Source organism: Huijunlia imazamoxiresistens (assembly GCF_037132455.1).
GTDB lineage: Bacteria > Bacteroidota > Bacteroidia > Chitinophagales > Chitinophagaceae > Flavisolibacter > Flavisolibacter imazamoxiresistens.
Window position 1 is genome coordinate 102411 of the sequence record NZ_JBBBEI010000006.1, and the last position, 12333, is coordinate 114743.

General features: G+C 56.8%; 10 protein-coding genes. 7 read left to right on the top strand and 3 right to left on the bottom strand.

Annotated elements, in window-relative coordinates; all coding sequences use genetic code 11:
- Positions 1 to 33: 33 nt before the first annotated feature.
- Positions 34 to 1647 (bottom strand): DNA recombination protein RmuC, encoded by a 1614-nt coding sequence (locus V9K67_RS09410; protein ID WP_336721759.1) that lies wholly within the window; start codon positions 1645 to 1647, stop codon positions 34 to 36.
- Positions 1648 to 1803: 156 nt separating this feature from the next.
- On the opposite strand from V9K67_RS09410, the gene V9K67_RS09415 reads away from it, so the two are divergent.
- The 3 genes from V9K67_RS09415 to V9K67_RS09425 all read left to right on the top strand — a co-directional run bounded on the left by V9K67_RS09415 (position 1804) and on the right by V9K67_RS09425 (position 4420).
- Positions 1804 to 2646 (top strand): glycerophosphodiester phosphodiesterase, encoded by an 843-nt coding sequence (locus V9K67_RS09415; protein WP_336721761.1) that lies wholly within the window; start codon positions 1804 to 1806, stop codon positions 2644 to 2646.
- A gap of 49 nt (positions 2647 to 2695) precedes the next feature.
- Entirely contained in the window at positions 2696 to 3604 is a 909-nt protein-coding gene (locus V9K67_RS09420; protein ID WP_336721763.1) for a LytTR family DNA-binding domain-containing protein, read from the top strand.
- A gap of 129 nt (positions 3605 to 3733) precedes the next feature.
- Positions 3734 to 4420 carry a cytochrome c-type biogenesis protein gene (locus V9K67_RS09425; protein WP_336721765.1) on the top strand — a complete coding sequence of 229 codons (687 nt, stop codon included), beginning with the start codon at positions 3734 to 3736 and terminating at the stop codon, positions 4418 to 4420.
- On the opposite strand, the gene V9K67_RS09430 is transcribed toward V9K67_RS09425, so the two are convergent.
- Positions 4413 to 5987 (bottom strand): glycerol-3-phosphate dehydrogenase/oxidase, encoded by a 1575-nt coding sequence (locus V9K67_RS09430; RefSeq protein WP_336721766.1) that lies wholly within the window; start codon positions 5985 to 5987, stop codon positions 4413 to 4415. The two genes, V9K67_RS09425 and V9K67_RS09430, sit on opposite strands and share 8 nt — an antisense overlap.
- Positions 5947 to 6303, bottom strand: coding sequence for a hypothetical protein (locus V9K67_RS09435; RefSeq protein WP_336721767.1), 357 nt, complete (start codon positions 6301 to 6303; stop codon positions 5947 to 5949). Before V9K67_RS09435 ends, V9K67_RS09430 begins: the two co-directional genes overlap by 41 nt.
- Here V9K67_RS09435 and V9K67_RS09440 point away from each other — a divergent pair.
- The 4 genes from V9K67_RS09440 (at position 6290) to V9K67_RS09455 (ending at position 12256) form a co-directional block, all read left to right on the top strand.
- Entirely contained in the window at positions 6290 to 7135 is an 846-nt protein-coding gene (locus V9K67_RS09440) for an N-acetylmuramoyl-L-alanine amidase (RefSeq protein ID WP_336721770.1), read from the top strand. The two genes, V9K67_RS09435 and V9K67_RS09440, sit on opposite strands and share 14 nt — an antisense overlap.
- Before the next feature lie 28 nt (positions 7136 to 7163).
- Positions 7164 to 8306, top strand: a complete 1143-nt coding sequence (locus V9K67_RS09445; protein WP_336721771.1) for a hypothetical protein — start codon at positions 7164 to 7166, stop codon at positions 8304 to 8306.
- Positions 8307 to 8416: 110 nt separating this feature from the next.
- The gene (locus V9K67_RS09450; RefSeq protein WP_336721774.1) at positions 8417 to 10624 is read left to right on the top strand and encodes a hypothetical protein; all 2208 of its coding nucleotides are present in this window, start codon (positions 8417 to 8419) and stop codon (positions 10622 to 10624) included.
- A gap of 255 nt (positions 10625 to 10879) precedes the next feature.
- Positions 10880 to 12256, top strand: coding sequence for a hypothetical protein (locus V9K67_RS09455; protein ID WP_336721776.1), 1377 nt, complete (start codon positions 10880 to 10882; stop codon positions 12254 to 12256).
- Positions 12257 to 12333: the final 77 nt, after the last annotated feature.

Sequence of the window (12333 nt, forward strand, 5' to 3'; positions counted from 1 at the left end):
CAGCCTCCCCCTCCGGTGGAGGGGGAGGCGCCGTTATTCTTCCTCCTCCACGATTTCACCTTCCGGCAGTAAGGCTTTAGCTTCACTGTCGCTGAGGGCTTCTACGCTTTTGAGCTTGCGCTGGATGGCGCGGGTACGGACGCCGACGACGTCTTCCAGCTGGTTGAGGCCCGTTTGAATGTTGTGCTGTGCCTTTTGCAGCAGGCCGGCGAAATTCTGGAATTCCTTCTTCACGGCGCCCAGGGTGGACCATACCTCGCTGCTGCGCCGCTGGATGGCCAGGGTGCGGAAGCCCATTTGCAGGCTGTTGAGGATGGCGGCCAGGGTGGTGGGACCGGTAATGACCACCTTGCACTGGCGCTGGATCTCTTCGAGCAGGCTGGCCTTGCGAACTACTTCGGCATAGATGCCTTCGAAGGGCAGGAACATGATGGCGAAGTCGGTGGTATTCGGCGGGTCGAGGTATTTATCGCAAATGTCGCGGGCCATTTTGCGGATGGCCGCCTCCAGCAGCTTTTGGGCGGCCTCCACGGCCACGGGGTCGCCGGCCTCGTAGGCGTTTTGCAGGTATTCGTAGGGCTCGCGGGGGAACTTGGCATCGATGGGCAGCCATACATACTGCCGGTCGCCGTCGCGGTTGGGGAACTTGATGGCGAACTCCACGTTGTCGCTGCTGCCGGCCTTTGTCTTCACGTTCGCTTCGTACTGGTCGGGCGCCAGCACGTTCTCCAGCAGCATTTCCAGCTGCACCTCACCGAAGCCGCCACGCATCTTGACGTTGCTCAGCACCCTTTTCAGTCCGCCCACGTCCTGCGCCAGCGTCTGCATTTCGCCCAGGCCCTTCTGCACTTTTTCCAGTTGGTTGCTCACCAGCTCGAACGACTGGCCCAGCCGCTCGTTGAGGGTTTTCTGCAGCTTCTCGTCCACTGTTTCGCGCATTTTTTCCAGCTTTTCCTCGGTCTTCTGCACCAGCTCGGCCTGGCGGGCCTCCAGTTGGCCGAACTTCTCGCGCTGCAGGCCGTTCATGGATTCCACGCTCTGGGTGAAGGTCTCACGGAAACCCTTGAACGAAGCTTCCAGCGTTTGCCGCATCAGGTGGCCGTCGGTTTTCGCCTGTTCGTTCATGTGGGTAAGGCGTTCTTCCACCTTGGCGGTGATCTTTTCCAGCTGCAGCAGGGTGCGGGTGGCCAGTTCCTTTTGTTCGGCCTTCAGTTCGTCGAACTTCAGGCGCTGGTCCAGGGAGAATTCTTTGAGGCTGGCGGTGATGGTATCGCGGTTGGCGCGGTTGTTCGCCTCCACCTTGTCCACCAGGGCGGAGATCTTTTCCTCCAGGGTGCGGTTCACCAGTTCCGCCGCCCGGGCGTTCTGTTCGGTGATGGCCCGCAGGGTGCCCGCCATTTCGGATTTGAAGACCAGGAGCGTATCGTTCAGCTCGCGCCGGTTCTCCTTGGCCAGGGCGGCGCTTTCCTCACGGTTTGCCTTAAAATCCTCGCGGAGGTTGGCGCTGATCTTGTCCAGGGCCCCGAACAGCGTGTCGAGCTTGGTGGAAAGCACAAAGAGGTTGTTGTTCGGCCGCGGCCGGAACTGGTAGATCAGCGCGATGGCGACCAGCACGAGTCCGCACAGCACCAGGAGGATTACCTGCATAGTGATTGATTTTGGTGTTGAAGGGGGCTAACATAGCAAAAAAGCCAATATCCTTAGGCAAAGTTTGCTAAAAATATTTGCAACGGGGCTATGGAAGGGGCAATTGCGCGTTATTTCCTATTTTGCTTGCAGGCGTCTTTACCAAAACCCACCTCCATGCTACCCGATTTTGACCAGGAAGGCCACCGCGGCTGCCGGGGCCTGATGCCCGAAAATACGCTCCCTGCTTTTTTGCATGCCCTCCAGCTGGGCGTTACCACCCTGGAGATGGATGCGGTGATTACCCGGGACGGGCAGGTGGTGCTGTCGCACGAACCCTTCTTGAGCCATGAGATTACCACCAAACCCGGCGGCGGGTTTATTCCTGAAGCCGAAGAAAGGCAGTACAACATTTACCGCATGACCTACGACGAGGTCAGCCGCTACGATGTAGGCCTGAAGCCGCATCCCCGTTTTCCGGGGCAGCAGAAGCTCGCGGCTGTAAAACCCCTGCTGGCCACCGTGATCGACAACGTGGAAGCCCGGCTGCAGCTGAGCGGCGGAACGGTCGGATACAACATCGAAACCAAGTGCACGCCGGCAGGCGACGGCCTGTTTCATCCTGGCCCGGCCATCTTTACCGACCTGCTCATGCAGGTGATCGAAGCAAAAGGGATTACCGATAGGGTCATTATCCAGTCGTTTGACGGGCGTACGCTGCAACACCTGCACCGGCAGTATCCCTCGGTAAAAACGTCTTTGCTGGTGGAAGAACCCGACCGGGCTACACCAGAGGAGCAGTTTAAAAAGCTGGGCTTTGTTCCCCACATTTACAGCCCCGAATACACGCTGGTGGACGGGTCGGTGGTGGCCGCCTGCCACCGGATGGGTGTTCGCGTACTTCCCTGGACGGTGAACGAGCTGCCGCAAATGAGGGCCCTGAAAAAGATGGGCGTGGATGGGCTGATCACGGACTACCCCGACCTATTTGCGGCCCTGGAACAGGAAGACGAACCATAAATCTGGAGCTGTACCGCCCCATACATGGCCGGAAATTAGTATATTTTATATGGAACAATCCTATGCCAACATGATACTGCAACAACCCTTCCCGCTGACCTTGCCGGCCGCCCGCTGGCGGTTTCCGCTGATTGCGGGGTTCATTGTTTTCCTGATCATCTACCTCTACCGGCCTTTTGAACTGAGTACCGTAAAGACGCCTTACTTTTTCCTGCATGCCTTGTGTTACGGGCTGGGCACCTTTGCCACCGCCGCCCTGAACGCCTACCTGCTGCCGGTGGTCTTTCCCAGGTGGTTCGTGGAGGAGCGCTGGACCCTGGGCCGGGAGCTGCTGCTGATGGCCTGGCAGGTTTTCTCCATCAGCTTTACCAACATGGCCATCACCTACCTGCTGTACCGCGGCAATATGTCTTTCCTGACCATTTTTGACTTTTTGTATGATACCACGGTCGTCGGCCTCTTCCCGGTAACGATCATCGTGCTGATTAAATATATCCTGCTCCTGCGCCGCAACCAGACCGATGCCCTGGTGATGGACCTGGACCTGAAGGACGCACCGCCGGTGGCGGCACAGGAAGGAACCTTCGTCACCCTCACCGGCGACAACCAGAACGACGTGCTGAAGGTGCCCGTGGACAGCATCTACTTTATTTCCTCGGCCGACAACTATATTAAGGTGTTTTTCGAGGTCCATGACCGGCTGGCATCAAAGGTGTTGAGGGGTACGTTGAAGAAAGCAAAGGAGGCCCTGGACGACTACCCGCAGTTTTTCCGGTGCCACCGCTCGTACCTGGTGAACCTGAAACGGGTGGAACGTGTCAGCGGCAATGCGCAGGGCCTGAAGCTGCACCTTCAGCATGCCGAAGAAACGGTGCCGGTTTCGCGCAACCTGAACGACGCCCTCCGCTTTCACCTGCAGCAGCAGAAGAGCCCTGCCGTACAGCCCGGGGCCCTGTAAACGGTCCCTTTGCCCTGCCATTCGCCCCTTGGGCGGGCAGTTCGTCCCTTCTGTTTGGAGCAGGCCTGCTGCCATCGGCATCTTTGTGCGGACACCCATATTTTGTTTTCTCCGCACAAAAAATCGATCATGGCCACCCTTACCTCCACCCTGCTGCTGCTCCATATTGTTTCGGGCTTCCTGGCCCTGGTTACCGGCTTCCTGTCTATGGGGAACCGCAAAGGCGGCCGCCGGCACCGCCTGACCGGCAAACTGTTTTTCGCCGGTATGACCGGCGTATTCCTGACGGCTACCGCTCTTTCGCTGGTCAAACAAATTCCTTTCCTGTTCATGGTAGGCTTTTTCAGCTACTTCCTGGCGTGCTCGGGTTACCGGGCGCTCTACCGCAAGCAGGCGCACCTGGGACAAAAGGCCAAAGGCCTCGACTGGCTGATCAGCGGCTCGGGCGTGCTGTTCGGGCTGGGCTTGCTCCTCTTCAGCCTCGGCTGGTTTCAGCAGCGGGGCGCCTGGGGCCTGGTGCCGTTCACTTTCGGCTCCGTCTGCCTGGCCCACGGGCTGATGGACATCTGGGGCTATTTTGTACGCCCGGGGGACAAACAGCATTGGCTGCTGACCCATGGCGCCCGCATGGGCGGGTCCTTTGCCGCTGCGCTGACGGCCTTTATCGTCGTAAATTTTTCCCTGGGCAGCTTTACGTGGGTGCTGTGGATCCTTCCCGGCCTGCTGGTGGGCGTGTGGATCGGGCGGCTGCTGAAGCCTTACAAAAGGAAAAAGAAACAGGAAACACCGGCGCTTCCTGCAGAAGCAATCAGGTGATGTAATGCGCCGCCACCCCGGCAAAAGCGGTTACCTGTGCCTGTTGCCAGTCGGGAGGACGTTCCAGTTCGGCCGCCATGAGCGCCGCCACCCGGGGCGCCGCTTCCAGGGCGGCACGGGCGTCGAGGAACAGCAGGCGCAGGCGGCGGGCCAGCACATCCTCTACCGTGCGGGCCATTTCGTGGCGCACCGCCCATATCACTTCGGCTTCCGTATACGGCAGGCGCTCCACCAGGCGCCGGCGCAGCGGGGGCTGTATTTCCATTAAGGCCTGCACGGCAGTGGCATCGCTCCCGTAAAGCTCCAGGTGGCCTTCGGCCGGGGCGGCAGCAGCGCCGTGTAGCCGCAATTTCTGGGTGGTGCACTTCCGTGGGGGAAGGGCGCCGGTTTTCGCCACCACGTCCACCGCGTCCTGGGCCATGCGCCGGTAGGTGGTCCATTTGCCTCCGGTGATGGTGACGAGTCCCGAAGGGCTGAGGCTGATGCGGTGCTCCCGCGAAATATTTTTGGTCACATCCTTTCCTTTTTGGGGGGAGGCCAGGGGGCGCAGGCCGGCAAACACGCTGAGGATATCGGTGCGGCAGGGCCGCCGTTCCAGGTAGGGGGCCACCGTTTCCAGGATAAAGTCGATCTCTTCGGGCAGGGCCACGGGCTCGCTGGAAAAGTGCAGCAGCGGCGTATCGGTGGTGCCCACCAGCAGCCGGCCGTGCCAGGGAACGGCAAATACCACGCGGCCGTCGGGGGTTTTGGGAATGAGCAGGGCGTCCTGTTCGCCCAGGAACGAAAGGGGAAGCACCAGGTGCACGCCCTGGCTGGGCTTTACCAGCGGGGCGCGGCCCGGCTCGTCCAGCTCCAGCAGGTCGCCGGCAAACACGCCGGTGGCATTGATCACCACCCGGGCCTTTATTTCATATTCCCTTTCTTCTTCACGGTCGCGGGCTACCACGCCGGAGACCTTGCCCACGCTGTCTTTCAGCAGGCGCTGTACGGGGCAGTAGTTGAGCAGGACGCCGCCCCGGTCGGCGCAGGTCTGCGCCAGGCTGATGGCCAGGCGGGCATCGTCGAACTGCGCGTCGTAATACACCACGCCGCCCCGGAGGCCGGCGGCGCTGATGTTGGGCAGGCGCCGCTTTACTTCCCTTTTTCCGATATAGTGCGAGGCCCCCAGGCTGCGGCGGCCCGACAGCCAGTCGTACAGCTTTAAGCCGGCATAATATTGCACTACGTCCCACCGGCGGTAACAGGGGATGATGAACCGCTGCCGCCGCACCAGGTGGGGGGCATTGTGCAGCAGCAGGCCTCTTTCGGACAGGGCTTCGTATACCAGGGGGATATTGCCCTGGGCGAGGTAGCGTACGCCGCCATGAATGAGCTTGGTGCTGCGGCTGGAGGTGCCCTTGGCAAAGTCCTCGGCTTCCAGCAGCAGGGTGGCGTACCCCCGGGCGGCCGCATCCACGGCGATGCCCAGGCCGGTGGCCCCGCCGCCAATGACCAGCACATCCCAGGCTTTCTCCTGGGAAAGGCGCTCAAGAAAGGCGTGACGCTGGAAGGTGGCTGGGCTGTTCATAAAGATTAGCCGCTCTGGAGCAGCTCTTCAGAAATAAGAAAAATATCAGGCCAGAAAATACCGATATCCTGTTTCCCGTCTTCCTAAAGCTTTTGATTGAATAAAAAAGGTATTTACCGGTAACAGACGTTGGCGTGTTCTGATATACTTTCATAAGCGCTTCCTCATACTTTATCCGTCCCCATTGATCCTCAGGACGCCCGGTAAACGCCTGCGCCATTGACGGCCGGCAGCCCATGTGTCCCCTTCCGTTGTCAACCAACCCTTCTTCCCATTTTCCATCAATGTTTAAATCATAGGCTATGTCTAAAAGCATCTTCCGCATTTTCAGCTTTGACGAATTCAACAGGTACCTCCGCCAGACCGCCTTCCGGCGTAGGATCACCTTCGTGCAGAACCACCACACCTGGAGGCCCGACTACACCCATTTTAACCATAAGGCTCCCCAGTACATGACCCTGCTGGAAAACATGCGTCATGCGCATATACATACCCGTGGCTGGCAGGATATCGGGCAGAACATTACCATATTTCCCGATGGAATGGTCGGACTTTGCCGGGCCCTGGACCTCACGCCTGCCGGCATATACGGAGCCAATACAGGTGCCATCTGTATCGAGAGCCTGGGAAACTTCGACGAAGGCGGCGACCAGATGACCCCTGAACAAAAAGACGCGATCGTTAAAACCAATGCCGCTTTATGCATCAAGTTCGGGTTACAACCGGTTCCCCACCAGGTGGTCTATCACCATTGGTACGATACCAAAGGCAGGCGTTTTTCACCTGTGGACATTGACAACGGCAGGGTGCTACGTCATAATTTACAGAAAACCTGTCCCGGAACGAATTTCTTCAGGGGTGCGGGTGCGCCGCGAGGCAATACCATTCAATCTGCCACCACCTATTTTTATCCCCTCATCACCCAGGCAATGCAGGCGCTGCAGCGCAGTCCCGTCTCCCCGGTGCAGCCGCAGCGAAAAAGAGTAACCGCCGACAAACTGAACGTACGCGCCGGAAGCGGCGCCAACTTCCGGGTAGTACGACAGCTGTTCCAGGGCACGGAAGTGCAAGTATTCGATACCGCCAGCAACTGGTCGCGTATCAGCCTGAATGCCGAGGAGTGGGTCAGCACCAAGTTCATCGCCTAACCATTTTCCCAACCTAAAACCTCTGTTTATGAACCACGAAACTAAACCCGTTGCACCAGCAGCTTTCATGGAATTTAAAAAATACCGGGAACACGAATGGTTCCGGCTCCTGTTTATTTTTCTCACGGCCCTTGGCCTTCTTTACATTTATTCGCATGTAGTGATCCATAAGGATGCCGGTTATGAATACGAACGGCTGGACAAAGGGCAACTGCAACACATCAACACCATCTACCTGGACTCGGTGAACCAGGCGGAAGAAGCCCCCGACGGCATCCTGCGCCGGAAAAGCGAAAAGGTGATTTCCTATATTCAAAACCAATTCAACAACAAGGTTGATCCACTGCAGATAAGCAGAATACGTCCTGACTTGTACGCCGCCCGACAGCTGGAGGCTATCAGCTACCTGGGCACCCTTCGTTTGAGGGTACAGTCGTACTTCTGGCTCGTTGGCCCCGAGGTGTATTTCGAGATCATCTTCTGGTCGCTATTTGGCGTGCTGGCCAGCATTTTATTCAACCTGGGAATGGTAGGGCGCAACAGTACTACGGAGCCGGGAAATGCCCGTACCATTTTCGACAGCAGCGAGATTCCTTACCAGTTTGCCAAGCTTCTGTATGCACCGCTCTGCACCCTTTCCATCGTGCTGGGATACAACTTTTTTAATGATCAGAACATTGTGGACATCAGTTCCAGCAAGGGGGTGATCGTTTTTGCCTTTCTCGGCGGCTTTTACTCTTCCCGGCTGATCGCCTTCATGGACCGCCTCAAGGAAGTGATCCTCCCGGTCAGCGGCACCACCGATCTGCAGGTGAACAAACAGACCGCGCCTGTATTGCTACGAAATATCACCCTGGACCTCCAGCCCGATCCGGCCACACTGCCGGCAGAACAACTCAGCAGCATTGCCGAAATAGGGCTTGGCAGCGCCACCGTTGTTTTGGAGCATGAAGAAACCGGGGAAGTGGTACCGGCAGAAAGAGCAGGTGAAGACCAGGCAGCGATCTTTTCGGTGACCAGCCTGAAGCCGGGGAAATATACCATCAAAGCCTCCTGGTCAAAAGAAGTGGACGAAGAGCCCCTGACCCTGGAGGCAGAACAGCGGGAAGAAATCAAAAACGGGGATATGACCCTGGTAGTCCTCATGAAGAGAGCCCCCGGCGAAGGATAGTAGCCGCGCCCGGGGCCACCTGTATCCCGGCAACCTTCCTAAAGCCCCCGATCCTGGGAAAAGGCGAAAGGTCTTCTGCTTTCTTTTCCTCATTCATCAAACCTTTTATTATGACCAGAATATTTTTATTTATTGCTTTTGCACTGTGGAGCACCTACGCCCAAGGCCAGGGTCACCTGGCTCCTGACTCCGCAGGACTTAAAAACGCTGATAATGATCCGGCCAAAGAAGAAATCCGCGAATTATATTACGAGGTATTGCCTCTTTCCGGTAAATTACCCGTGCAGCTGAAGGTCTTCCGGAATACAAATGGCTACTTTAACATTCACCTGGCCTATACCCACCCCGCAGGTGAATTCCCCGACTCCACCTATACCGTAAAATCGGTCATCAACCTGAACGAGCATTTCAGCTTCGCGGAATTTGACGTTATTGTAAAGCAACTGGTGGCCGGCATCCCTGCGGCACAGGACCAAAAACAGATCGCCGATTATAGGCTGTCGGATCTGTATATGAGCATTATGCAAAAAATAAAGAACAAAAACAGCCCTGAGCTCATTGATTTGCGCAGCCGGCTGGACGCCTATGAACAAATGGATGAACGGCAGGCCATCGGCGGGGTATTCAAATTGAAAAACGACACGGTGAGCACCTACAGGACCCTGCAAGCGATCCGGCCGCTCCGGAACATTTGGCTGAAAGCACGCCGGCAAATGATTCGGGGCACCCTGCGTCCGGATACGGCGGCACCCGCCGGCTGGATTGCACAACCGGGCCGGAAGGAAGAAAACTACGAACGCGTACGAAATGAAGTGGTCCGCTACCAGAAAAGGCTGAATCCGGCCGCTGACAGCAACGCCGGGGAAACCCGTAGAACCGCTTTACTTGCCGTATCGGCGCACCTACCTACGGCACTTTCCAACCGCCTGGCGGGGCCATCTGCAGTGCCCGACGCCAACAGCTCCGATCCGGATCAGATCCGCCGGCAACCTGTGCAGCCGCTTACGCTACGGGACAGCCTGATCCATATGGTCGCCGAAAAAGACCCCTACCTGATCGCCTGGCGAAAAAGAAGGTCATTCAAAAAACTGGTCATGGCCCATTTAACGGAAAAAACAAAAGGGGCCTTTATACTCGACTCCGCGTTTTTTAAATTTTTCAACAATGCTGTGGATAAAATGGCCATCTACGGCACCTATTACAGCGATACCGCCAACGGAAAAAGGCCCGGACGCAGAATAGCACACAATCATCCCATTCGGGCGCATAACAACAGCTTTGGGCTGAGGGCGCTGAACGTCCGGACCAACCAGCATTTCGTGGTCAATTCCGGTTCGGTCAACCAGTATTCCATCCGGCTGTCAGATCTTTTTGAATACGTGCCCCAGAACGAAAACTTCAGCTACATCGTCAAAGACCAGTCCTTTATGCTACGGGCCGGGGGGCCGCAACAAAACCAGGCCCAGGCATTGCGACGCCGGTCGCTGTACGACTACCTGACGGCAATTACCTTCCTGGACTTCCTGGGCCTGAACAACAACCTGAACAACAATTTCATCCAGCTGGAGGGAAGAAGCCGCTTTCCCCTGCGGTTGTCCACGGCCGAGCGGCCCGCCTGGATGGCCAACACCATCTGGTTGCCGATGTTTGAAGCCTACCTGAACGCCTCTTTTGTAAACGGGAACAACATCAACGGAGCCAAGTCGCAGGTATTCGCCCAGAATAAGGATACGCTTTTTTACGACTATTTCGACCTGGTGCGGAATTACAATATAAAGACGGGTTTCAGCCTCGGGCTGGCCGCCTTCCAGTTCAAATCCATCCATTCGAGGATTTACGTCAACTGGGAAGGGAAAATGTACCGGACCGCCTTTTCCTATACCAGCATTTCGGAGCGCGCCGACAGCATTTATGACACCAACATTTTTTCCTTATCACAGGGCTTGTCGCTGCTGTTTGAATACCGGCCCGACTTTAACATAGGAGCGGACCTGCGCCTGTCCTGGGAGCCGGGGGTAAGGCCGCTTTCCAATAAAAACAACACACTGAAATACATTGCCGGGCAAGGGCCCGTATTTAAGGATGCCGCCTATAAGTTCCAGCCGCTGGGAAGAAAGGAAAAGGGCGTGCTCGGCCTCGAACTGAACGCCTACACCTTCATCAATCCATTAAAGGAAAAGAATGACGGCCTGTTTTTCCGCCTGGCAGCTTATACCAATAGGAGCCTGACCCAGATCAGCCCTTACCTGCTCATTGGTTATGCTACCAGCCTGAAAGGCCTGGTCAAGAAAAACAGCGAAGCGGGTAAAATTCCATAAACCGGGATCTTGCATAAATACCCATCAGGCGGCTCATGGAAATATGGAAGAAAATCAGGATATTGACCACCGGAAAAGGATGAGGCCGTCCTTTTCCGGTTCCAATCGTTCCAGGAGCAACCCGGGGGGGTGCGGCTTTTCGGTGAAGAAGGGAGCTCCGGAGGAAAAATGGACGCTTTTGGTTTCCCTGGTACCGCCAAAAGCCGACTATATACAGGGAAGTTCCCGGAATTCAATCGCGCAAAACAACCCCATATGAATACCTCCTCTCTCAACCCCAAAACCCTGCTCCTGCCGGAGTACGACAAGGAAACCTCGCAGCATGCCGTCGGCTGGGTAAAGCACAATACCGCCATCATGGTCGTCCACGGCATCGGCCACCAGCAACCCCTGGAAACCCTCGACCAGTTTGCCCGCGGCCTCGTGGAAAGCTACCAGCAGCTGTTCCCGGGCTGCATCTCCACCGCCCATAAGGTGCAGACCATCGAGCGGGACGGCGAGGTAGCCTTCCAGAACGTGCTGCAGATAAGCCATTCTGACTATCCCGGCCGCACCATCGACCTTTACGAATACTACTGGGCCTACTGCACCCAGGACAAGGCCGGCCTGACCGACATCAACCTCTGGCTGCAGGGAGTGGCAAAAGGTGCCAAGAAACACTACCGCCACCTCAACGAAGACCTGGGTATCCGCTTCCAGGACGAAAGCCTGTTTTTTAAAAACGGCAAGTTCGTGGCCTGGAAATACGACCTGTTCCTGAACTTCGTGGTGAAAGCCGCTATCCTGCTCAACTTCATCATCGAGCTGGTGCTGAAAGTGATCGGCCTGGTCCCCTTCGTGGGCAACATCGCCCAGTCGCTGCTGAAAAAGCACTTTGAAAACCGGATCCACAAATTATCGAACCTGGTGGGAGATATCGTGATCTATAACGTCACGGATGAAAAATCCAGGTTCTTCCCGGTACGGAAAAAGATCCTGGACGGCGCCACCCAAACGCTGCAGGAGCTGCTGGAAAGAACCGAGGACAACGAGCTTTGCTATCCTTCGGTGGTGGTGGCCGGCCACTCGCTGGGCAGCGAGATCGCCTACGACGCCATCAACCGCCTGAACCTGCTGGCCAATACCGGCAAGCTGAAATACTATGACCAGGACGGATTGGCCAAACAGGGCTTTTTGGAAAAAGGCGTTCCCGCCTGCCTGTCGGAGCAATTGAACGGCTTTATCACCTTCGGCAGCCCGCTGGATAAGATCGCCTTCTTCCTGCGGCAGGTGGTGCCGGAAAATTTCTATCTCTGGCAGCAGATCGTCGACCATTACCACTGCTTCAAGCAGGGCGCCTGGACCCAGACCGCTGCGGCGCATAAGCTGACCGGCTCGTCCATCAAACGCCTGTTGGACGATATCCGGTGGAACAACTATTACGACAGCGACGATATGGTCAGCGGCCGGCTGGATTACTACGTCAACCTGACCAACGTGGAATGCCGCTTCAACTGCCTCAGCCAGTTCTCTCCCAAACCCTCGAAGTTTACCCACAGCCACTACTGGCAGTGCGCCTACTTTTACGAGGACATTATCCGGAACTTTTTATCACCTAAAAACAGGGAATCTGAAAATATACAGGCAGCCTAACGCCTGGCATCCGTCACCGTACATCAACACCCGGGTAGCCGGCAGCCCTTACCAAACGGGGGCGCCGGCCTGCCTGC